This window comes from Microcoleus sp. D2_18a_B4, from assembly GCF_036702475.1.
Lineage (GTDB): Bacteria > Cyanobacteriota > Cyanobacteriia > Cyanobacteriales > Microcoleaceae > Microcoleus.
This window is the reverse complement of the sequence record NZ_JAUBTL010000046.1, coordinates 25938-51765: the sequence shown is the minus strand read 5'-3', so window position 1 is coordinate 51765 and position 25828 is coordinate 25938. Positions and strand designations below refer to the sequence as shown.

The following is a 25828-nucleotide window of genomic DNA, read 5'->3' as shown; positions in this document are numbered from 1 at the left end:
CCGCAGACGAACCCAGATCGAAGCAGATAAATCTCAATTAATCTGCCTTGAGCCGGGTTTATCTGCGGTTTAAAATTACTTTTTTTACTAATAACCAACTCTTGAAAAATGCAAGACGAAACCTTAAAAAAAGAGCGGCAATTCCACGATGCTTGGGCATCTACGATCGATATTGACGGCATTCGAGTCAATGATTACTTTGAAGCTTGCACCGCCCCAGAAAATAGATTTATCGTCCAGCAAATGGGCGATATTACGGGCAAACGCCTGTTAGATTTAGGCTGTGGCGCGGGAGAAAATAGCGTTTATTTTGCTAAAAAAGGCGCGCATTGTGTGGCGGCGGACTATTCTCAGGGCATGGTAGAAGTTGCCCTGAAATTGGCTGAGAAAAACGGCGTCAAAATAGACGGCTGCACGGTGAATGCAATGGCTATGGATTTCCCCGACAACAGTTTTGATATTGTCTACGCTTCTAATTTGCTGCACCATTTGCCGGAACCGGAAAAGGCAATTCGCGAAATGCACCGGGTGCTGAAGCCTGGAGGAAAAGCTTGTTTTTGGGACCCGATGAAGCACAATCCGGTGATTAATGTTTACCGCAGGATGGCTACTGAGGTGCGGACGGAGGATGAAACTCCTTTGGATATTAATATTGTGAATTTTATCAAGTCTTTGTTTTCGGAGACGGCTTATGATACCTTTTGGCTGACATCGCTGTGGATTTTTTTACGCTTTTATTTAATAGAAAAAGTGCATCCAAATGAGGAGCGTTATTGGAAAAAGATTATCATTGAACAAGAGAGATTGAAACCGGAATACTCTCGGTTAGAAGGGTTAGATGGCTTTTTGAAGAAGTTGCCTTTGATGAAGCGCTTGGCTTGGAATTTGGCTGTGGTGGCAACGAAGTAAGCTGTCGCGCATTTCACTGGTTCCTAGGCTTTGCCTGGGAACTGATATCTAGAGGCTCTGCCTCGCTTTTGGAGAAGGAAAATAGGAGGCTGAGCCTCCGGGTCTGTGTTACCAGGCAGAGCCGGGGAACAAGAAAACAAGAAATAGTTTTGAGTTAAAGTACAATAAGTCAAAGCATTTAATTAAGAGGCTAATTATGCCAGAAACTATTACTGCTATCTACGAAAACGGGGTTTTTCGTCCATTGAGTTCTGTGTCTTTCAAGGATGGGGAAACTGTGCACATTCAACTCTGGCCAGATGATCCAAAAAAGCAGGCAGAATTGGCAATCCAGTTTTTAGTTGACCGAGGATTGGTGACTCCACTACCTAACAATCCCCATAACGTCGAGGCTGTCACCGATGAAGATGTGTATGAATTGGCTAAAAGGTTAGGGGCAAAACCGGGCAAGCCTCTATCAGAAATGATTATCGAGGATCGCGGCCCGTGGTAAACATTTATTTTTTGGATAGCAGCGCCCTCATCAAAAGATATGTGGCTGAAATTGGCAGCCCTTGGATAAAAACGCTCACGGATTCCCAGACTGGTAACTCGCTGCTTGTTGTCCGCATCACCTGGGTGGAAGTTCTTAGTGCTTTTGCACGCAGACAACGTGAGGGCGGTATAACTGCTGCGGAAGTGGCTGCACTTATTCAAAAATTTCGCTCTGAATTCAATAGTCGGTATAGAGTTATCGAAGTTGATCTGGCACTGGTTGAAAGGGCGGGTGAATTGATTGTTCAATATCCACTGCGGGCTTATGATGCTGTGCAATTGGCGTCTGCTTTGCGCGTTCAATCTGTTTTAACATCAATGCCAGAAACTCAACTAATTTTTGTTTCGGCGGACAACAGATTGCTGGATATTGCTCAGTCGGCAGGGTTGGCGATTGACAATCCTAATAATTATCAGTAATCAAGATGTTTGTAGTGAGGAATCCAAGTCCTCATAAAAATCACAGGACTAAAGTCCTTACTAGAAACTAATTTTAGTGCGATCGTTATTTAGAGAATTTCTTTCAAAGTTTTAACTAAGATTTGATTCTGTTCCTCCGTACCTACACTAATCCGCAATTTGTCTTCTAATCGCGGCTGATTGAAATATCGAATCAATATTCCCCGTACTTTGAGTGTTTGATAGATTCTTTCTGCATCGCCGTTTGGTGGCCTAACTAGCAAAAAGTTGGTTTGCGAGGGCCAAACGTCAAAGCCTAATTCCTGGAAGCTAACGGCTAGTTTTGCTCGCGAGGCCTTAATCTTTTCGGCGTTGGCTATTTTGTGGTCTTGATCTGCGATCGCAGCCGCCCCCACTGCATAGGCTAAAGCATCCACATTATAGCTGTCTTTGATTTTATTTAATTCTGCCAGCAGCGCCGGATTTGCTATGCCAAAACCCAGCCTCAATCCTGCCAGGGAATAACCTTTGGAGAGCGTCCTCAAAACTATAACATTACTGTACTTTTTTGTCAAGTTCAAAGCATTATCTTCGGCGAAATCTACATAAGCTTCGTCGATCACAAGAATGCCCGATAACTCTTTAGCCAGTTTCTCCAAATCTGCAACAGATATGGCTGTTCCCGATGGACTGTTTGGCGAAGCTACAAATGTCACTGCACCCTGGGCTGCTATTAGCAAATCGACGGGTAACTTGTAGTCATCGGGATAAGGAACTTCCACAAACTCTGCATCTTGAATTTCTGCCAATGTGCGGTACAATACATAGGTAGGCGCGGGACAAACAATCTGTTTCCCGGATTCGCCCACAGCGCGAACTATCAAGTTTAATAAATCGTCGCTGCCGTTACCTACAATAATCCAATCGTCAGCAACTCCAAAAATTTTACTAGCAGCAATGCGGAAAACTTTGCCAGTTGGATCTGGATAGCGCCGCAGCATTTCTCCCTCTATTTCCTGAAGCACTTTTAAGGCTTTGGGAGAAGGTGGATAGGGATTTTCATTAGAATTTAGTTTAATAATTTTTGTGCCTAGCGGTGGCTGTTCTCCCGGCACATAGCCAGACATTTCGTGGATGCTTTTGCGAAAGTAATTCATCTATATAATTGAGTTTTGTGGAACGGGCATCTTGCCCGTTCTTGATAATGGTGCAAAATAAGCTGTTGTGCATTTAATTTGTATGTTGAGGGCGGGCAGGATGCCCACCCCACAAGAGGAAAAATTTATTTTACTATGCAATTTAAATGCGGATTAGCTTATCAAGTTAAACAAATTATATCAAACAATTAGTGACTATCCGCGTTATACCCAAATCAATTAACTTTTGCATATCCGCTCGATCGTCCACCGTCCAGGCCACAATGTCAACTCCCTGACTCCGGGTTTCTTGAATCAGTGCGGGGTTTTCCAGCAACACGCGATACAGACTGCTAATCAAATTATCCTGATGGGCTACAGCTTGAGCAAATTGAGTTTTGTATGCTTCTAGATTAGCAACAATATGTCCGATCGCCAAATCGCCAGATAGCCGCCGCACTTGTTCCAGAAATCCATCGTTAAAGGAAGTAATAACGCATTTTTGTTGGATTTCTTCGCCCTTCAAAGTATTGACAAAATCCGCGACATCTGCATCAGACCACTCGCAGTGAGGTTTGACATCAAAGTAAAGAAATTTGTCAACATTTTTGAGGATAGCTAATGATTCTTTTAAGGTAGGAATTTTTTCTTGTGAAAATTCATCGCTAAACCATTTTCCCGCATTAAGTGTTTGCAATTGGGACAGAGTTTTTTCCCTAACTTTGCCAGAAACTCCCGTGATTCTATCCAGTGTTGCGTCGTGAAAAATCACTGGTACGTTATCGGCGGATAGCTGGATGTCAAATTCGATCGAATGAGCTCCACGGGCGATCGCCAGTTCAAAAGCTGCTAAAGTATTCTCCGGGGCGATCGCCGAAAATCCCCGATGTGCGATAATTTCTAAATTCACTGTCTTGTGCCCTCTAAAAAATCTGCCACAGTTTGATTAAAAGTTTCCGGTTCAGTCAAAAAAGACCAGTGATTCCCCGGTACTTTTGCAACAGTAAGATTTTTCAAATATCTCTTGTAGGGCTGCATTTGCCAATCCATGCGATTTACGCCTTTTTCCGGCTGTACAAACAAAGTCGGGATATCAATATTTTCAGTTAAACCGGCAACTTTCATCACTTCTGCAAATATCTGATTTCTGGCTGCAATCACAAATTTACTGCCCCAAGTTCCGTCGGATTTTTGTTCGATTTGCTGTTGGAATACCATTTGCTGCAAGTCACTCCAATCTGCGTATTCTCCCGATTGTTTTGCTGCTGCTTCTGCTTGGGATAAAGTCGCAAACGGGCCCACACATTTGAGACAGTCTAATTTTCGGTAAACAATTGGCAGGGTGAGTTTCATCGCGGCGGGAAGTTTGGTGATGAAGATGGGGTCTACTAAAATCATACTGCAAAAGCGATCGGGATTTTGCCTCGCCCAAATCGGTGCTAGTTTTCCCGTCCAAGAATGTCCTAAAATGTGTGCGTCAGGCCAGTTGAGATGTGCCATCAAAGCTTCTAAATCTGCGATCGCACTTTCAAAAGTATAGCCGATTTTTGGTTTGCTACTTTCTCCGTGACCGCGCATATCTGGCGCTACAATATGATAGCGGTTGGACAAGTAATTGCCTAAGTTAGTCCAGACACACGCACTATCTGCTAAACCGTGCAGCAGCAGCAAACGGGCAGATTTTTCTTTCCCTGTGTCTGGCTGCCATTCTAGATAGGAAAGTTCGATTTCTGCTAATTGCAAAGTGTTACGACTTGGCATAATTAGGGCATTTTATATTTGGATAAATTTGATTTAACTTTTTTATGAACAGGCAAGATGCCTGTTCCACAAAGAGTGAATTTTATTGTGCGGTTTTCCTCAATAGGCTTTCCGGCTTTTTTCACAAAGAATAAATCTTCTTGTGGGGTGGGGTGGGCTTCTAGCCCGCCCTTCTGACTTAACGTTTGCCCTTCAAACTCAACAAGATAAACTGAGTTTTCTGCGCTTCATCAAAATTGTCATCGCTGACCAAAACTAAACTCTGGCTGCCATCTGGCAAGCGCGGGCCGAGGGTCATCCCCTCTAAATTGTACAGCGGAATTCCGAGTTCGCTTAAGTCTAGGAGCAACTTTTTCTTAACAGGTTCGACCGCCACTCGCCCTTTAAAACTCTGGATTCTCGAAGTATCTGTAGCCGCCCCAACCGCTAGTTGATAAATCCTAGCGCTGTATCCCGACAGCCCAAAAGAACGTTCTAAACTCAGAATCTGACCGCCACCGACAGTTACTAATTCTGTTAAACCGTTCAAAATAGTCATGGGAACTTGGTCTAAATTGTAAAGATTCTCCGATACTAATTGCGGCGTTTTATCGACGATGACATAATGTAAAATACGGAGTTTGCTTGCCTGTTCGGGGTCTAAATCTTGCATTAACGGCGCTTCCGTAGCTGCGAACAAACGAAACGGATCTAGACCGCCCGGACTAAAAGTTTCTGGGTCGATGGTTAAAGATTCAAAACCTAAATTGTCCACCACTCCTTGCTGCTGTTTTTCATCGCTGGCATCGGGAATATAGCGCTTTGGGATCGGCAAATTTCCCCGCATTTGCCCTGTTTTGAGGTCGAATTCACCGAGAAAAGGAGGGATGCCCACATGAGTAACGCCTTCGCTGGCGACAAATACTGAGTTGCGGGGAGAAAGGGCGATGCCTTCGGGATTGATGGCACCCCAAGAGAAGGTTTCACCGTCTGCTTTTTTGAGGGAGGTAACGCCGTCAACGGTAACTTTTTTCAGGCGAATATTGGCGGGGTCGCTCGATGTGAGGTCGAGTCTGAGACTGTAAAATCTCGCTTCTCCGTTTTCGCTGGGGTCGTCGGAAAGAGCGTAAAAGCGATAAGCTTTGGAAGTGACTGCGCTAATACCTTTGGGATCGTAGGTAATTCCTGACAAACCGCCGACTGGTACTCCTTCAAAATTCATTTTTGGCAATTCGTACTCGCCCAAAAATTCGAGGGACATTTCTGGAAAAGAGCGGTCTTTTGCAACTGCGGGAGGGGGGGCGCAAGCTGTGCAAACAGTTAAGAGAATTAGGGCTAGACTAAATAAGCGTAAAATACGCTCGCCCAGCGTCTTTAAATGCCCATAATTGCTCAGCACGGTAATTTTTATTTTGTTGCTCTTGTTGAACTGTTTACTTTTGTGCCATCTTTGTGACATAATTTATACCGTTTTGTAGATATGCAAAACTTGATGTTTCCAGAAGAAATGCCGAATCGCGGCAACCAAATTTTGAGAATGAGAAGTTCTGTACCAATTGGGTGCTTGCTTTTCTTGTGGCTGTGTGCTGGTTCTATTGCTAGCGCCCAAACTAATCCACCAGCCCTCGATCAATTTTCTCCTAATCCTCTAGAAATTACCACACCCGATCCCCTAACTCCCGCTAACGAATCTTTGAGCAGCACTCAGCGGGACGAACTGACAGCGGCTTTGGAAGAGTTAAACTTAGAAGCAGCGGCTAAACTGCAAGCTGGAGACGGCGCCGGTGCTTTTGAAATTTGGTTCCGAGAATTGCGGCTGCGGAGGTATCTGGGCCCGGCGGCGGAAATTGCTGCTTTGAGTCGGGTGGGAAGTGTTGCTTGGAGTAACGGTAAAAACCTCGAACTACAGCTTATTACCAAACGGTTGCAAGCAATTCAAAAAGAAGTCAAATCGCAAGTACCACTTAATACTGAGTTGCTACCCGCCTTCGCTGCGGCTTTTCAGCAGGTGCGCGCTAAAGGCCCGACTGTAGAAGTTTACCAAGAAATTCTCGAAAATGCGCGCCAAAACCAAGATATATTGGCTGAAGGTCAGATTTTGAAGGCGATCGGGCTTATTCACATCAATTGGTTGAGTTACGATAAAGCTGCTCCCGTGTATGAGGAATTGGCTACTTTAATTCAGGAAAACCGCGCTTTATTTGCTGCTAATTCTGCTGTGCAAAATTCTGCTGTTGTGGCGGGAAACGGTGCGCCGCCGCAGCCTGTAACTCCTCCAACTGAGGTAGATACTCTGAGACAGTTGGCCTATGTTTACCAACAGTCGAAACAACCCCTAAAGGCGATCGCAGCCAGGGAAAAACTAGCATCGGTGTATCTTAACTTACAAAATCCGAGCGCCATACCACCGCTCAAAATTGCGATCGCCAGCGATTACCAAACAATAGGTCAAATCAATTTAGCAGCTCAATACTATCAGGAAGCCTACAATTTAGCCGTCCCCATTCAACAGTATGCCCAAGCTAGCGAAGCTTTAGATAAATTAGCATTACTTTATCGAGCGCAAAAGCAGTGGGAGCCGAGTTTGCGGATTTATCAAATGCAGTTGCTTTTAGAAGAGCGGGCTTACAATTTCTACGGATTGATGAACGCTTACGACAATATCGGTCAAGTTTATCAAGAGATGAAGGCTTACGATAAAGCTTTGGAATCCTATCAAAAAGGGTTGGACGTGGCTCAAAGATTGGGACACAGACAAGAGTATTTTGCTAAGAAAATTCAAAAAGTTAACAAGCAATTGCAAAGGACTTCGTAGTTGTCAGCAGGCAATAATGACCAATTGCAATGTGAGTAATTTAAATGCAGTAAGGTGTGCAACGCACACCCTACAAAACTACTTTTGATTCGTAGGTTTCTCGCGAGATAGAGTAATATAGTACATCCGTTTCGTAATAACGAGCATTTTTTTCATATTTCATGCCAACTTTCTGTATCACCCGCTGAGAGGCGATATTTTCTGGTCGGGCGATCGCAACTATTCTATCCAAATTTAATATTTTAAATCCATAGTTTAGACTAGCAAAAGATGCTTCAGTCACCAATCCTTGATTCCAATAAACTTTGTCGAGGGTATAGCCTAGCTCAACTTCCGCTGTCTTGTCCAGAAAAACCAGTCCGCAGCGACCAATCATTTTACGGTCTATTTTATGTACTAAAGCCCACATTCCGAAGTTGTTTTCTTCCCAACTTTTGAGCATGGTATGAAGGGCGATTTCTGTTTCTTCTCTAGTTTTAACTCCTCTCAAGTATTTCATTATTTCTGCATCACTGTAGATGCGGTACAGCTCATCTAAGTCGTCTGGCGTAAATTGTCTCAGATACAATCGGGCTGTCTCTATTTCTTGCATGATAAATATAAGTTCTACCAGTAGATTATAATACCAGTTTTGTCGGCCTACAAACATTTTGGTTGGGTTTCGTTCCTCAACCAAACCTGCTGTTACAAGAAAACACTCTTTGTGAAACAGGCATCTTGCCTGTTACTGATATGAGTGCAAAATATTCATTTTATTTGTTACAATTATTAACTAGATATATTGTACAGTTTTTGCCATCAATGACTATTTCCTCACCAGTAGCAGACACCAAAAACAAATCCGGCCAGGAAACAGACTGGCGGTTATTCATGAGGTTGGCATCTTACGCAACCCGCAGCAAACGCTTGCTGATTATTGCGATCGCACTATTAGTACCGCTAGCAGTCTCAGGAGCAATTCAACCCATTCTCATCGGACAGGCAATTTCGGTAATTCGCTCGGAACCTACCTACGAATTCTTGCGGGGATTGTCTCTATCTGCTGCCTTGAATATTTTGGCTATTTTGCTCATGCTAACTATAACACTTAGATTAGCACTGCAATCAGTTCAAGGCTATTTAGTCACGAAAGTAGGGCAAATAATTACTACAGATATTAGAAATGATTTGTTCGCCCACGTCACATCGCTAGCAGTGAGATTTTTCGATCGCACTCCTGTCGGTAAACTGATGACTCGCCTCACCAGCGATGTAGAAGCTTTGGGAGAGGTTTTTTCTTCAGGGGCGATCGGCATTGTCAGCGATTTATTTTCAATTTTAGTAATTGCCATTTTCATGTTTACCATGCAGTGGCAACTAGCTTTAATGTTGGTGCTGATGATGATACCAATTACCGCAGTCATAGTTTATTTCCAGTATCAATATCGCCTAGCCAATTACACTACCAGAGAAGAACTTTCCGATCTCAACGCCCAACTGCAAGAAAACCTGACTGGTATTGGGGTAGTGCAGCTATTCCGCCGCGAAAGATTCAACTCAGAATTGTTTCGCGTCACGAATAAACGCTACATTAAAGCAGTTGACAAAACTATATTTTACGACTCAGCCGTATCTGCGACATTAGAATGGATTGCTTTAGTAGCGATTGCAGCCGTTTTGTGGATGGGGGGTCAAAGGGTTTTAGCCGGTAATCTTAACTTCGGTACTCTCTCGGCATTCATTTTATTTGCTCAGCGTCTCTTCGATCCGCTGCGGCAATTTGCTGAGAAATTCACTGCAATTCAAGCAGGATTTACCGCTGTCGAACGGATTAGCGATATTCTCAATGAACCCATCGAAATTAAAGATCCAACTAGCGGGAAGAAGGAAGGGCACAAGACGGATTTTGACACGGATACACGGATGTTTGAAGGAAGAGGCAAGAAGGAAGAAGGAAGAAGGGCAGGTTATTCACCGTTGTTGATAACTGGACATCCAGAGGCAACGGCTTACAACTTGTCTCCGTTCGATCGAGAATTGCCAGATAATCATCAAAATCCAGCAAGTTCAGAATATCGTTTAGTGCCTAACAATCCCCAATCACCCCCCGCCAACCCCACCTTGCTAAGGGGAGGAGAAAATGCCAAATCGCAAAATTCAGAATCGGGAGAAATCCAATTTGACAACGTGTGGTTTGCTTACAAACAAGACGAATATGTCCTGCAAAACCTCAATTTCACCATCAAATCCGGCGAAAAAGTAGCATTAGTCGGCCCCACTGGTGCGGGCAAAAGTTCGATTATCCGTCTCCTGTGCCGCCTTTACGAACCTAGCCGAGGACGGATTCTGGTTAATCATGTGGATATTCGGGATTTGCCTCAAGCAGAGTTACGCAGGCACATAGGCGTAATTATCCAAGATGGCTTTCTATTTGCTGGTGACGTGAAGAGCAATATCAGCTTGGGAGAAAGTTACTCGATTGAGGAAATTCAAGCAGCAGCCGAAAAGACAAATGTTGCCCGTTTAATCGAACAGTTGCCTCAAGGTTATGATACGCAATTGCGGGAACGGGGAACCAATCTTTCGGGGGGACAAAAGCAATTATTAGCGTTTGCTCGTGCCGCTATTCGCAATCCCAGTATTTTAGTTCTAGACGAGGCAACTGCTAGTTTGGATGTGGGGACGGAAGCTTTAATTCAAGAAGCTCTAGAGCGTTTGATGGTGGACAGAACGGCGATAATTATTGCCCACAGGCTCTCGACTATCCGAAATGTCGATCGTATTTTAGTGCTCAAACGCGGGCAGTTAGTAGAATCTGGCAGCCACGAAGAGTTGTTGCAGCAACAAGGGTTGTATGCCAGTTTGTACAAGCTGCAAATGCTGGGAAGTTAATATCTGAAGGAAGAAGAAATAAGGAAGGAAGAGGATTTTTATTGACGGGGTGACAACGCCTCTGGAACCTTGATTGTAAAAGCATTGAAGCCGCTGAAGATCAAAAAAGATAGTGCATTATGAACAGGCTTATTGACTCATAAGATTGTCCGAGAGCGCCTTGAACCTAATTCAAGGCCTCTCGCCACTCTCTTTTATTGACTTACGCACAGTAAGCGTATCTTTTCGCTTCGTCACTCAACTCAAAACCTTTTGGGTGTTTGTTGGGGGATTAGTCGGCTGCACTTTCAGGTGCGTTTTCGAGCAAACTGTTGCCCGCAAATTCTGTCAAACAATAGATTAACCTTGTGACGTTGTTTTATTCTGCTGACTTGATTTCTTTCGTTTCAGCCATCCTCCTACACCTAGGGCTATAGCTGAACCAAAGATTGTGGTCGGTTCAGGCACAGGCTCAGCAACGTCGGCGGTTTCAACTATCAGCCTTGGTTGGATACCAGAAAATTGGCCTCTTTCCAGGGCGAGGCCACCAAAGTTCAAGGCGCGAATGCCAAACCCAGCAAAAGTATCGCCATTGCTAACTCGCTGATTAACAAACGGAGTCACGTCAAAGTTAAGAATATCACCGGGAGATGAAGATGAAACATCTACAGAACTTAAGAATACTCCAGCCTCAAAATCTGATGCATCGACTGTTCCGTTTCCTACATAGCCAAAGATACCCAGAGTACCAGGGTTAGTATAGTCATCAACCCCAAGACCCGTGACTAAAAAACTTAGAAGTTCAGCCTGAAAAACAGCACTGCTAATAACTGTATTAGGGGCAAGAGAAAAGCTGCCGATATTGAATTCGGCAAACTCTGCTGCTTCACCGAACGTTCCCCTCACCACAGTATCAAAATTACCAGGGAAAACCAGGTCTCCCAGTCCGTCAAAGCGGTTGGGACCCTCTTCTAAATCTATGACTTCAAAAGTGATAGTAGGTGCAAATGTAAACGAAGCTGCTTTAGCTTCGGGGCTTGCTCCCAGGGCAAAACTTAGAGCGGTGCAAGCAGAGGCAACTGCGACTTTGTGGTAAAGATTGTTCATGAAAACTACATTTCCTTTTATAGTAAACGACTTGACTGGAAAGCTCACTCAGTAATCAAACTATCTAAATACTAGCTAGCTTACTTAAAAAACCCTAGTTGTGTATTTAAATTATTAAATCTTAACAAGAAAGTTACCTGCATAAATGCTGTAGAGAGCCGGTAGCGATCGGCATTACCAAAACAGAACCGCTGCGAACCATCGCCTCACACCGAATCATCCATCCACCCGCACTCCAAGCAATCCCAGTGAATCGGGGGTGTTTCGTATCACTTGCCCGAAATCATTTTCCCCAGGGTTTCCGGCAGGTGAATTATATGCTGGAAAAGCTGATTTGGGCCGATGCCAAACAATAACTGCATCGTCAGCACAATTGCTGCTAAACCAATCGCTGTACCGATGCTGGCTTTCAACACTTTAAAAGCCCAATTAAAGACTAGCCAAGAAACAAGTAACGAAGCAATTAAGATAATTAGTTCTATTGGCATATAACATTTTTAACTCTATTTTAACTATACATAACTTACGCATCAATACCAAAGAAACCTGGTATTTTATCAGTGTTAAATGCTCAATTTCAGTATTTCCTTAAAAAAACCCGTTTCTGCGTCCAAGACTACTCTACTTATTACTTTAAGCAATACTGCCGCGCTTCCGTGTTTCCTTATAAGAAATTCCGACATTTTTTAAGCCGGCTTTAATCATTTGCTGCTCTAACAAAGCGAAAAAGCGAGTTCGATCGCCCCCCGTGACTACCGCTTGATTGTGAGCTTCTGCTAGCGTCACCGGATAGCCGCCACCTTTGTGTACTTGAGCCAGCATCATTCCTAATGCTAAATCTAGCTGTGCTGTATCTTGTGCTACCCATTCGGGCACTTCTATTCTAGCAATTTCTGTGCCAACGTGAACGTAACAGAAATAGACGGAATTAATGCCGTACAAATCTAAAATGCGAGCTTGGGATTTCCACAAAGGGCTTCTTTGTCCCGGTGACAGGATTGTTGCCCACAATATGGCATCCCGCAAGGGTTCAAATTCTTGACAAGGTGCTTTTTCGGCGAAAGAAATTGTGGCGGCAAATCCGACGTTGGGGCAATTTGTCATGCAGTCTGGTACTTCGTGGGTGCAAGCTTCAAACCGTAAAAAAGATAAGCTTTCGCTGCTGCGAGAAGCGCTTAAGTATCCTAACAGCGGAATTCCTGCTAAACGCAACTTATCCCAAGCTTCTAAAATTGGCAGCAAAATTTGATCGCGCGCTTCGCTGGGTAACTGTTCCAAAAACCAATAAATCAGGGAACCGTCTACCATTGCTAAAGCTGGCGCAGGCAATTTATTGTCGTTAACTTTTGCCCAATTGCAGCCCATTTCTGCTAAGGCAATTGCTTCGGAAACTGCCCGCCGGTATCCCATCCATTCTTCGGTTCTAATTCCCCACTGTCGCGAACCGTACAAGTCTTCGGGTTTGTAGAAAACCTCCGGCACGCTGTCTAAAACTGGGTGGCGGCTTTGTCCGTAGTGCAGCATGACTGTGCCGACGTTTAGCAGGTAGCAGTAGGCTATTTCGTGATGGTTGGGGGAAATTTGCGATCCGTCTGTGGCAAAGACTGTGTGGGCGGCGGGGGGGGCGGTGATGTAGGTGCGATCGGACAATGGCTCGATCGGCGTGGCAGCATTGAATAAAGTGCGATCGCGCCAACTCTCTTGCAATTCCACCAATTTTTCCTGTTCCGCAGCAGCCTTTACCAGCAAATTCTGAGCCACTTCCAAACGTTGGCGAGCGGCAGCCGCTTCCACATTCAAATGTTGGCTCATTCCCTGCATTGCCTTGGCTGCTTTAGTTAAATCGAGCATGGGTTTTAAGTCTCAATATTAGAAAGCTTTCAAGCTGAGAAATTATCAAAACACTTTTCAATTTTTTGGTTCCGAAGCTTGTTTTTTTGTCACACAGGCGGTTTGATAAACTAAAATAGTTCGTACCCGCCCGCAGAAATAGTAAAAAAACCGGGTTTTTGAGGTCAAGAGTACCTGAAAAAAAAACCTTTTTTTTTGTCGAGATCCTTGCTTTTTTGAGGAATTTCTGTTATATTTATCTTATGATGGGATGGTGGCAAAAATAATATTTTTGCCACCATCCCATTATATTAAAATACCATGTCTACGCCGCAAAAGTCAACAAAAAAGATGTAAATTTTTGTTGTTTTTTTTGACTCTGAAAAGCGAAAAAAAATCACCACTGTAAACAAATCTAACATCAACAGTCGATCGGCAGCCAATCGGCAAAATCTCCGGCAAACTGGGACAGAGAAAGCAATTGAACTGGTGGATTTTGAGCCACAGATTCCCGTTCGGGCAAAGTATTGTAGCCCCAATCAGCCAAAAATAACCTCACCTGAGATAAATCCGGCTGCTGCTTCACCGACAGCAAAGTTTTTAACCGATCTTCCACAAACCAAATAGTCGAATCTTTGGCAGACGCGGCCAAAAATTCCCGCAAAATTTGGTGTTTCGGCTTGTTGTATTCCTTACCAAAAATCAACTCCGGCGGCATTTGTACGCCTGCTAGCTGCAAAAGTTCCCGCACAAAACGGCCTTCCTTTGTAGTGACGATCGCCACTTTCACCGAACTCTCCTGCAACGAGTGCAAGCGATCGGCAACCCCTGGATAAAAGCGGTGCAAAGACAGCCACCCCGCTAAATCCTCAGCAATCCAATTATCGCGCAATCCGTCTAACATAGCGCCTACAGACTGCGCTTTTAAATTATTTTCCGTCAACAAATACGGTACTATATTGGGCCACTCTAGCAAAATTTGCTCTGGGGAAATTCCTGTCAGCAGTGCGCGGATCAGCAGCGGCATTTCCCAACCGGTTTCGATGGCGGGCCGCACTCGGTAAAAACTCAAAGCTAAATCTGGATCGGGCACTGTTTCGACTGGTTTCCAGATTTGACAGTAGGTACGCCAAGCAGTTTGGAAATATTCGATTAGTCCGTCACAAATCACACCGTCAAAATCAAGAGCTAGAATTGTCGGAAAGTTATTAGCCATCAATCGATTTTAGATTTTAGATTTTGGATTTTGGATTGAAGAATTGAAGAATTTGAGAATTGAACAAAGCGATATCATATCATTTCCGGTTACAGCGGAATGATGTTGACAGTGAACAGTGAACAGTCAACAGTCAACAGTCAACAGTGAACAGTCAACAGTCAACAGTGAACAGTCAACAGTGAACAGTGAACAGTCAACAGTGAACAGTGAACAGTCAACAGTGAACTCGAATTTACTATTCCGATGCTAACGGATTTGATATCACTGATGACTCCGGGGACTTGTTATCGGATACTATTTTTTGGTTGTGCCAAGATAAAGACGGGGGCTTGTACCCTGGCTGCTTTCGGTAACTGGATTGAAGCATTGAAGAATTGACTGTGCAAACAATCAGCAATGATTGGTGAAGAGTCGTTATTAAAAAGACTGAACTAGCGGTTGAGCGGCAATCGATTCTAGTCCTTGGGACTGCAACAATTGCGTCCACTCGGTTGTCAGCCGCGAATCATTGGGTGCGAGACGCCGCATTTCGGCTAGAGTAGCAAGAGTCTCGTACCAAATCCCATTTTTAGCATAAGCAATCACCTTAGCCATAGGGTCGGGATTTGCCAAATCGTTCTTGAGATTTGCCTGGGGTTCAATTCGCTGCATCCATCCTTTAACAATATAATCTCCAGAACGCTCCAGAGGATCGCAGGCTAGTGCAAACGACCAGACATATCGCTTACCAACCTCAATTTTTTTTGTCTTGTCTTTCTCCGAAAGGCTAACTCCAACTATTCCGGCTTTGTCATTTTTTAAAGTAGTTTCGTAAACTACTTCGGATTCATCTGCGTTTAGCAAAATAAACTCTACTTGAGCTGCCGGTTGAGAAACATATACAAAAAATGTTGGCGACTCTGTTAGCGTTAAGCCAATATTGCTTTCAGGTACTAAGGGAGTAATGAATAAACCATCCCGTAACTTACAGCCTCGATGCGTCCCCCCTTGCCGGTTGTCGGGGGCTGTTACATCGGGAGGTTTGAAATTAACATTCTGACTCAGGAGAATGGGTGCAGGTACAGCCTGCATCGGTGTCAGCAAACTGGGGAGAGTAACGGCGATCGCCAATACAGTCATCACCAGTGCAGTAAAATGTATAAAACGTTTCATTTTTCCACCCACTTGTAAAAATATTTATAGAGCGCATTTCTAATGTTAACCCGGAGTTTTAGCTCCGGGCGCGATCGAGTAAATGGGTCAATTTTCACATCGCCATCGGCAGACCGACCAAACTTCAAGAAATAGCGAGATTTAAAGAGGCGCAACCAGTGGTTGAGTTGCAACAGATTCCAGTCCTTGGGACTGCAATAATTGCGTCCACTTGGCTGTCAGCTTCACATCCCCCGGTGTCTGGCGCCGCATTTGGGCTAAAGTAGCGAGAGTTTCGTACCAAATCCCATTTTGAGCATAAACGTTGAGCCTAGTCATCGGGTCGGGATTTGCCAAATCGCTCTTGAGAGTTGCCTGCGGTTCAATTCGCTGCACGAACCCTTTAACAACTAAATCCGCAGCTCGGTCTTCGGGGTCGCAAACCATCGAAAATGACCATACGTATCGCTTGCCAACTTCAAGGGATTTGTTGTTGTCCACTGTAGCAGGAATACTAACTCCTACAATCCCGGATTTGTCAAGTTTAAAGGTTTTTTCGTAGACTACTTTGTCTTCCTTTTCGTTGAGCAAAGTAAACTCTATTTCGGGCGAGGTGTTAGGAATATAGACAAAAATTGTGGGAGAATCTGTTAGGGTTAAACCGATATTAGTTGGAGGCACTAAAGGAGTAATAGATAAACCCGCTGGACAAAGCTTGTTGCCGCGATGTGCCCCTCCTTGTCGGTTGGCGGGGGCTGTTACGTCGGGAGGCTGGAAATTAAAATTTTGACTCAGCAGAAGCGGCTGGGATTGTGCGCGCATCGGTGCAAGTGAACTGGGGACGGTAGCTGCGATCGCAGATACGGCGACCGCAAGCGTAGCCCGATGTAGAAAACGTTTCATTTTGTTGTACCTTTCAGTATAATTGCAAACACAGGCATTCGCTGATGGCGACAAATATTTTTGAGATGCTAGTCGAGGGCGCAGATACACAATTTAAACCTTTACATATCATCAATAACATTTATTAATTCGATCGGCAAGTGGATTCTCCGTCCGAAAAATCAGATTGCCTCGGTCGCAAGTATCATTGGATACAGTTGCTCGCCACGTACTGTAAATTTTTGTAACAAAGTGGTCGGATTTTCCGAGTGTTCTAAGATGGAGGAAGTCTCCAGCAGGCGGGAAATGTGAAACAACTGCTGTTCCAGAAACGAGTCAAACTTTTATGCTGGGATAGTCAATCACCCGGCGCTGCTCGGAGTACCGAGACAGCGCGGGCACAGAAATTGCCTAGTTGACCAGTCTAAGTGGTTCGCCCACTACGTTTAAGGCAAGTGTTCAAGTACCTACCGGAGGATGCGTGCTAGTCTTCCGCTCTAGAACTTAAAAGTTAAACAGGTGTAAGGGTTAAGCCAGTGCTTTTAAGATAGTTACCGACCTTAAACATTGACGAAGCAAACATTACCCCGTAAGGGAGGACTTAAATGTCTAATTTGGTTTTTGTACTTGATACCAAAAAACGACCGCTCAATCCAATCCGCCCAGGATTGGCACGTAAATTGTTAACCAATGGCAAAGCTGCTGTCTTCAAAAGGTATCCATTCACGCTAATTTTGAAAGTAGAGGTAACAGTACCGCAAAAACCAATCACACTCAAAATAGATCCTGGCTCGCGAACTACTGGAATTGCGTTAATACAAGGAGAAAACGTAATCTTTGGTGCAGAGCTAACTCACGCCCGGACAAGCTATTAAAGCCAGTCTGGAGTCTCGCCGTTCATTGCGTAGAGGCAGGAGAAATCGCCATACCCGCTATCGTCGGGCTAGATTCTCAAACAGGAATCGCCCTAAAGGTTGGTTAGCACCAAGTTTGCAAAATCGTGTCGAAACAACCCTAACATGGGTAACTAGATTGATGAAACTCGCCCCCATTGCTTCTATCGCTCAAGAGCTTGTGCGATTTGACTTACAGCAATTAGAAAACCCAGAGATTTCTGGAATCGAGTACCAACAAGGCGTTTTGCATGGCTATGAGATCCGCGAGTATTTGTTGAACAAATGGGAGAGAAAATGCGCTTACTGTGGTGAAATTAATACACCGCTACAAGTCGAACATATTCATCCCAAAGCCAAAGACGGATCTAATCGCATTTCTAATCTTTGTCTTGCTGGCGACGCTTGCAACAAAAAGAAAGGTACTCAAGATATTGAGCAATTCTTGTCTAAAAAACCAGAGATTTTGAAGCGGATTCTATCTCAAGCAAAACGTCCATTAAAAGACGCAGCAGCCGTTAACTCAACTCGTTGGACATTATTTAATCGACTCAGTACAACAGGCAAGCCTGTTTCTACAGGCAGTGGCGGTTTAACTAAGTTCAATCGCACTCGACTAAATTTAACTAAAACTCACTGGCTAGACGCAGCTTGTATCGGAAAGGTTGATTCGTTGAAGATTTTAACAAACAAGCCACTATTGATCAAAGCAACTGGTCACGGGACAGGTCAAATGTGCCGTACCGACAAATTTGGCTTTCCATCTCGCTATGTTCCCCGGTTTAAGTTTGTTAAAGGTTTTCAAACGGGAGATATTGTCAAAGCGATTGTAACCTCTGGTAAAAAAATTGGTACATACGTTGGACGTGTTGCGGTAAGAACCAGTGGTTCATTCAATGTTTCTGCCGAGCGAATTGGTGTCAGGAATTAGCCACAAATATTGTTCAATTGTTCACAGAAAGGATGGTTATTCGTATGCAGCATAAACCTTGCCCCCCTTTTCCTCTCGCCGCTGACCTGGGTACAGGTACAGCGGGAGTCTCCAAGGGGGAAGACAGATGAGTAAAATATCTAACAAAATTCGATCGGCAGCGACTCAATTGAGTCAAAGGTATAAACCATCACTAGCATTGGCTAAGTCTGTCTTAATTGCCAGCGCGGCAGTAACATTATCCTTGATGGGGGCCAGACAGCTAGGAATACTCGAACCAGTAGAATTAAGCGCTTACGACCAAATGGTGAGGTGGCGTCCCGATGAACAGCCAGACTCGCGTTTGCTAGTTGTGGGGATTACCGAAGCAGACATTCAGAAACTGAATCAGTGGCCAATATCCGATCGCAAAATAGCTGAAATCTTACAAAAACTCGACAAAATGCAGCCGGCAGTCATCGGTTTAGATATACTGCGAGACGTACCTTTAGGAGACGGGCGCGAGGAATTAACCAAAGTTTTACAAAAAAGCGATCGAATTATCGGGGTATGTTTAGTCACCGACGGAAGCCCGGACAATCCCGGTTCTCCGCCTGCGCCGGGGCTGCCACAAAACCGGGTGGGATTTGCAGATTTCGGAGTCGATCCGGGTGGCATACTCCGCAGGGCTTTATTATTTATGAAACCGCCGACAATTGAGGGCAACTCCTCGGCCCAAAAACATCTTTGCAATGACAATTCTCAAGTTTTAGCTTCCTTCAACCTCCAGCTAGCACTCCGCTACCTGCAAGGGCAAAAAATCTATCCCAAACTGGCACCCGATCAATCTTTATGGCTGGGAAACACCCAATTAAAACAACTAGCAAGCAATGACGGAGGATACAAAAATGCTGATGTCAGGGGATATCAAATATTAATTAACTATCGTTCCAGGCGGCAAGTCGCAAACCAAGTCAGAATTACGGATGTTTTAGAAGGGAAAGTTGACCCAAATTTAGTTAAAGATAAAATAGTTCTCATCGGTTACACCACGGAAACCGTTAAAGATTTGTTTTATACTCCTTACAGTGGGCGACAGCAAAGCAACCAATTCATGCCTGGTATCGTGGCACACGCACAAGTGGTCAGCCAAATTTTGAGTACAGTTTTAGACAACAGACCGATGTTTTGGTTTTGGCCGGAATGGGCAGAAATCTTGTGGATTTCGGGATGGTCAATTGTGGGAGGAACCTTGGCATCGCGGATGGCTCACCCAGCGAAGTTGACAGTGACATTCGGAGCACTGCTGTCGGGGTGCTGCGCGATCGGCTTTGGGATTTTTCTGTTGGGAGGGTGGGTGCCTGTGGCAGCGCCAGCCTTAGCATTAATCGTAACTGGCGGTAGCATAGTATCAGCAGACAGATTTAATAAAGCCGGATACGGGAAAGCAATTAGCGATCGAGTAAAACAAGTCTTCAAAATCGAAATAGACCAAGCCAAAAAAGAACAGCAAGTCGCAGAAATCACAGAATCGGATTTCTTTAAAGAATTGCAGCAAAAGAAAGATAAACTGAGGATTAGCAAACAAGAAACCTCTGAAAAAACACCTTCCGAACCCCAAGAAATAACTGCAAGTACCCCAGAGCTTCCCAAGGCCGAAAGTCAGACAGACGATTACTTAGCTCAGTTGCAGGAAAAAGCCAAACAGCAGAAGCAGCGCGCCGCCGTGACTGAATCGGAAAGCGGCTCTCAAACGGGTGTCCCGATAGATACCGGTTGTCGTGCTAGTTCAGCCGAAACTAAACCTGATGACGAGTTGAGCGATTTGCAAACCAAAGCCAAACAGATGCGGCAGCGCAGGGGCGCCCAAAAGATGATAAAAGAGGAAAAAATTGATACTTTCACAGATAAGGAGGATTTGGGGGGGAAGGAAGAATGACCGACAACTCTACTGCATCATCGAGAATTGCATCATAATGGGTTCTCGCAGTTTCTTACCCTAATACGCAGATCATGTCCAAAATCATCTCTGTCCACTCTTACCGGGGCGGAACTGGCAAATCGAACACGACAGCAAACCTGGCATCTATTATCGCTCGCGGCGGAAATCGGGTCGCCATTGTGGACACAGACATTCAATCACCGGGGATTCACGTGCTGTTCGGTTTCAGCGAGAGCAACATGGATCGCTGCCTGAACGATTACCTGTGGGGCCGCTGTCCGATCGCGGATACGGCCTACAATGTGAGTTCGCTGCTGCCAAAATTAGCCAGTAACGGCAACCTCTACCTGATTCCTTCGAGCATTAAAGCAGGGGAGATAGCGCGAGTTTTGCGGGAAGGCTACGACGTGGGACTGCTTACCGACGGCTTTCAAGAACTGATCGAGGTTTTGAACTTAGACTACCTATTTATAGACACGCACCCGGGGCTCAACGAAGAAACCCTCCTCAGCATCACCATTTCCGACATCCTGCTGCTGATTCTGCGTCCGGATCAGCAAGATTTTCAGGGAACGGCTGTCACGGTAGATGTGGCCCGCAAATTAGAAGTTCCCAAGATTTTGATGACTATCAATAAAGCCCCTGAATCCCTAGATTTCGAGGATTTGAAGCAACAAGTAGAGAGTATTTACAACATCCCAGTGGCAGGGGTACTGCCCCACAGCGACCAGATGATGCTGCTCGCCAGCAAGGGAGTGTTTGCGCTGCACTTCCCTAACGACCCTCTAACTAAGGTTGTGGAAGGGATTGCCAAACAGATTGTGGGATAATTGCTGCAGCGAATGCCGATCGCCCGCCCAGGAGTTTCGCTTTCGCTCTCCATTCCTGCGGAGCGATGTCCTCCTGCGTATCCCGAATATTTGGTTAAACAGTCAAGAGAATCGCGACAAAATGAGATACAAATAGATTATGAGAATTTGTTAAAAAACTTTAGGAGGAGAACTCATGGAATTTGACTTCCGCATACTAATAGTATTGATGCCCGTATTGTTGGCGGGCGGCTGGGCTGCTTACAACATCGGCAGTATAGCTCTCAAACAAGTGCAGAAAATGTTGAACAAGCAAGCATGAACTAAGCATTATCACCAGTAATTTCGCAGCCGGCTGTTGTTTGAGATACAAAACAGCCGGCTGATTTGTGCATGGGATCTGCTTCAGTGATGGCTGATTCTTGGTGGGCAATTTACGACTGCAGAGAGATGGGGCAAAAACCCAAGAAAAGTTAAATTTAAAGATTAGGCAGAAACCGGGTACGCTCAAGCAAAATACTTTGTTCCAGCAAACGAGCCTGGGTAAAAAAACCTAGCTGTGAAAGCAGGGCGAGCGTGTAATTTCTGATTTTGATGTTTTGAACTTTACTCAGGATTTATGAGTAGAGTGCCCTAAAAATATTTGGTAAGCACGTTATCGCAGAAAATATGAGACAATCACAAAAGTATTTGCCCTAACAATCGCCCTAAAAACTACGAAGTTTAACTCGTAGGGAAGATAGGTCAAATTGTCAATGTTAAATTCCTATATCTTTAGATAGATTATGCTTTTTCCCCGATCGAGCGGCATGCTAGTCCACCCCACATCCTTTCCCAGCCGATTTGGCATTGGGGACATGGGAATAGAAGCATATCGCTTTATTGACTTTTTAGTTGAGAGCGACCAGCAATACTGGCAGGTATTGCCGCTGGGCCCGACAGGATACGGAAATTCTCCTTATTCGTGCTATTCAGCAATGGCGGGAAATCCGCTGCTGATCAACCCAGAAATGCTGCGGGACGCTCAATGGCTCGCCGATGAAGACTTCGCTAATTTACCAGAATTTCCGCTCGATTATGTAGACTTCGAGCGGGCGATCGCCCTGAAAGTGCCTTTGCTAAAAAAAGCTTGCGAAAACTTCAAAGCCAAAGCATCCCCGATCCAGCAAAAAGAATTCTCAGGTTTTTGCGAAAGCAAAGAGAATTGGCTGGAAGATTACGCCTTATTTATGGCACTAAAAGATCACTTTGGCGGTGTTAGCTGGAACAATTGGGAACCAGAAATTGCCCGTAGAGAGCCAGAGTCGCTAGAGAAGTGGCGCCAGCAGCTAAATGCTGAGATTTATTACTACAAATACGTCCAGTTTGAGTTTTTTCGCCAGTGGACAGAGTTGAAAGGCTATGCTAATATGCGGGACATTAAAATTATTGGCGATATTCCGATTTATGTAGCTCACGATAGCGCGGATGTATGGTCTAATCCAGAAATATTTTGCTTGGATGAAGCCACCGGAGAAGCAGCTTTAATGGCCGGAGTTCCCCCAGATTACTTCAGCAATACAGGTCAATTGTGGGGCAACCCCGTATACAATTGGGAGAAGTTGCAAGCCACTAATTTCGAGTGGTGGGTGCAGCGTTTTGAAGCGATTTTCGCTTATGTAGACGTGACTCGGATCGACCACTTTCGAGGATTTGAGGCTTACTGGGCGGTGAAGCGCGGGCAAGAAACTGCTATGTACGGAGAGTGGATTAAAGCGCCGGGAACAGCTTTGTTGGATCTAATTAATGAAAAGTTTGGCAACTTGCCGATTATCGCTGAAGATTTAGGGGTAATTACTCCAGAAGTGGAAGCTTTGCGCGATCGGTTCGAGTTTCCGGGAATGAAGATTTTGCAGTTTGCTTTTAACTCAGGCCCGGGCGAGCCTTTTTTGCCTTTCAATTACGATCGCAACTGCGTAGTTTACACCGGCACTCACGACAACGACACGACTGTCGGATGGTTCAATCAACTGCAACACTACGAAAGAGATGACGTTTATCGTTATTTGGGCTGCATCGATCCCCAAGGAATTCACTGGTCTTTAATCCGCATGGGTTGGATGTCTGTTGCTAATTTGGCAATTGTGCCGTTTCAAGACTTGTTGGGTTTGGCTACAGACGCGCGGATGAATTTTCCGGGGAAAGCAGAGGGAAATTGGGGCTGGCGGTATCGACCTGAAGCTTTGAATTGGGAAGTGCGCGATCGGCTCAAAACCATGACTTACATCTCCGGCCGCGCTCCTAATAAACATTGATTGTCGGGAAGGGGTAATTGGTAATTGTTAATGGGTAATATAGCCTTTCTCAGAAAGATGAGGTACTATCCGGCATAGGGCATAGGGCATAGGGCATAGGGCATAGGGCATACCTCACTTTTTTGAGAAAGGCTATATCAAATCTGTTAGCATCGGAATTATTCCTATCTCTATACTCTTGATCTGCGTAAATGGGCGTCAATCCCTTGTCCTCTGCGGCCGGAGAAATTCTCTTTTTTTGACCGCAGATACAGGCAGATAAACACAGATGAACGCGGATGAATTCTATCAAATCCGGTTGCACCATCCGTGATTCTTGATTGGTGACTGGATGGATTTGACTATTCCGAGGCAACCGGATTTGATCTAATGGGTAATTGGTAATTGGTAATGAGTGAATCAAGACGGACATTCTAATTAAACTCTGTGGACTGCCCCCTATTACCTATTACCCATTAACCATTACCAATTAACACTCAACCTTCATTCTTGGGCGGTGCTGAAGGATTGAGTTCCTCTGCTTTAAAAACAACTTCTTTGGCGACTCCAGGAACTCCGAGTAGTTCGGCTTGTCCGTTATTAACAGCAACCATTACCCCGCCGGCGTTACCTGCTACCACTACTAATTGCTTTTGAGCCCCCCAGGTGCGAACAGTCCCGGTCGGCAAAGTTCCCTCAAACTCTGTTTTACCATCGACTTCAACCTGCATCCACGATTCTGCTTTAAAAGTGACGTTAACCATTACTGGTTTATTGCCAGATTTATTTGAATTTTGACCGGTTCTTACTGCTTCGACAGCCTCGTAACTATCGGGTTTCTGATTTTGTGAGGCTCTCGATGCCTCAGCAGCGGCGCGAGCTTGTTCTTGCTGACCAAGCGCTAGTTCTTCGGCTCCCGCACGGTTTTTTGCGGTAAGAGAACCGCTCATCAACTGAGATAAGACATTGACCGAACAGATAATTAGAAATGTGTAAAAGAGGTAGAGGTGCATCGGCCGCAACTGAGGCCCATCTTGCCAGGATAGCTTGGTTCTCGATCGGGGCGGCGGTTCGATCGGGAAAAATTCGGCAAACTGATTTCCGTCCAAACCCATTGCTTCAGCGTAGCGCTTGATCAAACCCTGAGTGTAGACGGGTTCGGGAAGTTGGTCGAGTTGACCGTCCTCGATTGCTTGTAGCAGATTCCGCCGAATCATTGTTACCACGGCTACTTTGTCCAAACAAATCGACTGCTGTTCGCGGTACTGACGGAGTTTAGTTCCAATTTCCGCTAGCTTCTTCTGAGCTGTTTCTGGCTCTTGGGAGTGCAGTTTCTGCTTAGTTGTTTTGAAGAATAAAAACAATAAATTCTTTGTCATATGCTGTGCTCCTGGGAATTTACTGGCACGCTTATTGATGTTAGGTTGACTAGATTCCATAAATAAATAATTTCCGCATCTTCTAGGGGTCGGCAGCAGCCTGGTGCCAATATTGGCGAACCGGGCCGCTGCAATTGAATCGGGCCAATGGCTGTGCGGTGCAGGCGCACCACGGGATATCCCAACAGCTCGGCTGTTCGCCGAATCTGTCGGTTTCTGCCTTCTGATAGAATTACTTCTAACAGAGTTTGGTCTTGCGCGCGATCGATAACTTTAACTTTCGCGGGCAAAGTTTTTCTGCCGGACAAGATGATGCCCTGACGCCACGTTTGTAGTATGGGTTCCGGGGGATCGCCGCTCACCCAAACCTGATAAGTTTTGGCGATCGAGTGACGCGGATGGGTCAAACAAAATGTCAGCTTACCATCATTGGTGAGCAAGAGGGCGCCGGTGGAATCTGCATCTAAGCGTCCTACGGGGTGGATGCCTTGACCGGATCGCAGTTGTGGTGGCAGCAAGTCAAGAACTTTCGATCGGGCCCTTGGATCGCTGCAAGTAGAAACTACGCCTGCCGGTTTGTTGAGCAACAGATATACCTGTGCGGGTCGATCCGTTGGTTTCACCGGGACTCCATCGACTTGGATGAGATCGCGATCGGGATTCGCTTTTTCTCCTAAGCGAACAATATTGCCATTAACTCGGACTCGTCCAGCTACAATCATCTGTTCTGCAAGACGACGAGAGGCAATGCCCCACTGGGCGAGGATTTTTTGCAGCCTTTCATCAGACATGACGGGAGTGTGGAAATCCCCAACGAGCCAGCGGTGGGGAGGAAACACGACACGGTTAATTGATTAACCGTACTAGCAATGCTCAATTCCTGATTGGGAATAAATTATAATGCTGACCAATTATTACAGGACGCCCGGCCTGGCACAGATTGTCCTTGTGCCCGGTGCAGATTGTCCTGATGGCATTACCCTGAATGCTGTGCAAAAACTACGACGAAAAGACTCGCGGCAGGCACAGGTTTGCACCGTTGGTTTGCGGCTGGTTTGAAAGGTGTGGGT

The 25828-nt window shown here is 45.2% G+C and carries 22 protein-coding genes and 1 pseudogene; 10 read left to right on the top strand and 13 right to left on the bottom strand.

Going from position 1 to position 25828, the window contains the following annotated elements; all coding sequences use genetic code 11:
• Window positions 1-108: 108 nt before the first annotated feature.
• From QUB04_RS23250 to QUB04_RS23240, 3 genes are all read left to right on the top strand, one after another.
• A complete protein-coding gene (locus tag QUB04_RS23250) occupies window positions 109-909 on the top strand; it encodes a class I SAM-dependent methyltransferase (protein ID WP_333287990.1) in 801 nt (266 codons plus the stop codon).
• Between the two features lie 196 nt (window positions 910-1105).
• Window positions 1106-1402 carry an antitoxin family protein gene (locus tag QUB04_RS23245; RefSeq protein ID WP_333287988.1) on the top strand — a complete coding sequence of 99 codons (297 nt, stop codon included), beginning with the start codon at window positions 1106-1108 and terminating at the stop codon, window positions 1400-1402.
• Window positions 1396-1863: a type II toxin-antitoxin system VapC family toxin gene (locus tag QUB04_RS23240; RefSeq protein ID WP_333287986.1), complete on the top strand. Its 468-nt coding sequence runs from the start codon at window positions 1396-1398 to the stop codon at window positions 1861-1863. The genes QUB04_RS23245 and QUB04_RS23240 overlap by 7 nt, the downstream gene beginning before the upstream one ends.
• Before the next feature lie 89 nt (window positions 1864-1952).
• On the opposite strand, the gene hisC is transcribed toward QUB04_RS23240, so the two are convergent.
• The 4 genes from hisC to QUB04_RS23220 form a co-directional block, all read right to left on the bottom strand.
• Window positions 1953-2999, bottom strand: coding sequence for a histidinol-phosphate transaminase (hisC, locus tag QUB04_RS23235; RefSeq protein WP_333287984.1), 1047 nt, complete (start codon window positions 2997-2999; stop codon window positions 1953-1955).
• 175 nt (window positions 3000-3174) lie between these two features.
• Window positions 3175-3888, bottom strand: coding sequence for a glycerophosphodiester phosphodiesterase family protein (locus QUB04_RS23230; protein ID WP_333287982.1), 714 nt, complete (start codon window positions 3886-3888; stop codon window positions 3175-3177).
• Window positions 3885-4739, bottom strand: coding sequence for an alpha/beta hydrolase (locus tag QUB04_RS23225; RefSeq protein WP_333287980.1), 855 nt, complete (start codon window positions 4737-4739; stop codon window positions 3885-3887). Before QUB04_RS23225 ends, QUB04_RS23230 begins: the two co-directional genes overlap by 4 nt.
• 178 nt (window positions 4740-4917) lie before the next feature.
• Complete coding sequence (locus tag QUB04_RS23220; RefSeq protein ID WP_333287978.1) at window positions 4918-6177, bottom strand: esterase-like activity of phytase family protein; 1260 nt, start codon at window positions 6175-6177, stop codon at window positions 4918-4920.
• 33 nt (window positions 6178-6210) lie between these two features.
• On the opposite strand from QUB04_RS23220, the gene QUB04_RS23215 reads away from it, so the two are divergent.
• The gene (locus tag QUB04_RS23215) at window positions 6211-7533 is read left to right on the top strand and encodes a tetratricopeptide repeat protein (protein ID WP_333287977.1); all 1323 of its coding nucleotides are present in this window, start codon (window positions 6211-6213) and stop codon (window positions 7531-7533) included.
• A gap of 70 nt (window positions 7534-7603) precedes the next feature.
• Here QUB04_RS23215 and QUB04_RS23210 read toward each other — a convergent pair whose 3' ends face one another.
• Window positions 7604-8182 (bottom strand): GNAT family N-acetyltransferase, encoded by a 579-nt coding sequence (locus QUB04_RS23210; protein ID WP_333287974.1) that lies wholly within the window; start codon window positions 8180-8182, stop codon window positions 7604-7606.
• Window positions 8183-8334: 152 nt separating this feature from the next.
• Between QUB04_RS23210 and QUB04_RS23205 the strand changes: the two genes are divergently transcribed.
• Window positions 8335-10404, top strand: coding sequence for an ABC transporter ATP-binding protein (locus QUB04_RS23205; protein WP_333287972.1), 2070 nt, complete (start codon window positions 8335-8337; stop codon window positions 10402-10404).
• Between the two features lie 339 nt (window positions 10405-10743).
• Here QUB04_RS23205 and QUB04_RS23200 read toward each other — a convergent pair whose 3' ends face one another.
• The 6 genes from QUB04_RS23200 to QUB04_RS23175 all read right to left on the bottom strand — a co-directional run bounded on the left by QUB04_RS23200 (window position 10744) and on the right by QUB04_RS23175 (window position 16573).
• Window positions 10744-11490 carry a PEP-CTERM sorting domain-containing protein gene (locus QUB04_RS23200; RefSeq protein WP_333287970.1) on the bottom strand — a complete coding sequence of 249 codons (747 nt, stop codon included), beginning with the start codon at window positions 11488-11490 and terminating at the stop codon, window positions 10744-10746.
• Between the two features lie 269 nt (window positions 11491-11759).
• Complete coding sequence (locus tag QUB04_RS23195; RefSeq protein ID WP_006633087.1) at window positions 11760-11978, bottom strand: hypothetical protein; 219 nt, start codon at window positions 11976-11978, stop codon at window positions 11760-11762.
• A 145-nt stretch (window positions 11979-12123) separates the two neighbouring features.
• The gene (locus tag QUB04_RS23190) at window positions 12124-13341 is read right to left on the bottom strand and encodes a DNA double-strand break repair nuclease NurA (protein WP_333287968.1); all 1218 of its coding nucleotides are present in this window, start codon (window positions 13339-13341) and stop codon (window positions 12124-12126) included.
• Window positions 13342-13741: 400 nt separating this feature from the next.
• Window positions 13742-14536: an HAD hydrolase-like protein gene (locus tag QUB04_RS23185; RefSeq protein WP_333287966.1), complete on the bottom strand. Its 795-nt coding sequence runs from the start codon at window positions 14534-14536 to the stop codon at window positions 13742-13744.
• 420 nt (window positions 14537-14956) lie between these two features.
• Window positions 14957-15691, bottom strand: a complete 735-nt coding sequence (locus QUB04_RS23180) for a DUF928 domain-containing protein (protein WP_333287964.1) — start codon at window positions 15689-15691, stop codon at window positions 14957-14959.
• Between the two features lie 141 nt (window positions 15692-15832).
• Window positions 15833-16573 (bottom strand): DUF928 domain-containing protein, encoded by a 741-nt coding sequence (locus QUB04_RS23175; RefSeq protein WP_333287962.1) that lies wholly within the window; start codon window positions 16571-16573, stop codon window positions 15833-15835.
• A gap of 584 nt (window positions 16574-17157) precedes the next feature.
• Here QUB04_RS23175 and iscB point away from each other — a divergent pair.
• The 5 genes and pseudogenes from iscB (at window position 17158) to malQ (ending at window position 23400) form a co-directional block, all read left to right on the top strand.
• Window positions 17158-18431: pseudogene (gene iscB, locus QUB04_RS23170) on the top strand (RNA-guided endonuclease IscB).
• 72 nt (window positions 18432-18503) lie between these two features.
• Entirely contained in the window at window positions 18504-20294 is a 1791-nt protein-coding gene (locus QUB04_RS23165; RefSeq protein WP_333287961.1) for a CHASE2 domain-containing protein, read from the top strand.
• 74 nt (window positions 20295-20368) lie between these two features.
• A complete protein-coding gene (locus QUB04_RS23160) occupies window positions 20369-21127 on the top strand; it encodes a MinD/ParA family protein (protein WP_333287959.1) in 759 nt (252 codons plus the stop codon).
• A 175-nt stretch (window positions 21128-21302) separates the two neighbouring features.
• Window positions 21303-21428, top strand: coding sequence for a photosystem II protein Y (locus QUB04_RS23155; RefSeq protein WP_333157538.1), 126 nt, complete (start codon window positions 21303-21305; stop codon window positions 21426-21428).
• 463 nt (window positions 21429-21891) lie between these two features.
• The gene (malQ, locus tag QUB04_RS23150) at window positions 21892-23400 is read left to right on the top strand and encodes a 4-alpha-glucanotransferase (RefSeq protein ID WP_333287957.1); all 1509 of its coding nucleotides are present in this window, start codon (window positions 21892-21894) and stop codon (window positions 23398-23400) included.
• 476 nt (window positions 23401-23876) lie between these two features.
• On the opposite strand, the gene QUB04_RS23145 is transcribed toward malQ, so the two are convergent.
• A complete protein-coding gene (locus tag QUB04_RS23145; protein WP_333287955.1) occupies window positions 23877-24758 on the bottom strand; it encodes a RodZ domain-containing protein in 882 nt (293 codons plus the stop codon).
• Entirely contained in the window at window positions 24755-25549 is a 795-nt protein-coding gene (locus QUB04_RS23140) for a pseudouridine synthase (RefSeq protein ID WP_333288004.1), read from the bottom strand. The genes QUB04_RS23145 and QUB04_RS23140 overlap by 4 nt, the downstream gene beginning before the upstream one ends.
• Between the last annotated feature and the right edge of the window lie 279 nt (window positions 25550-25828).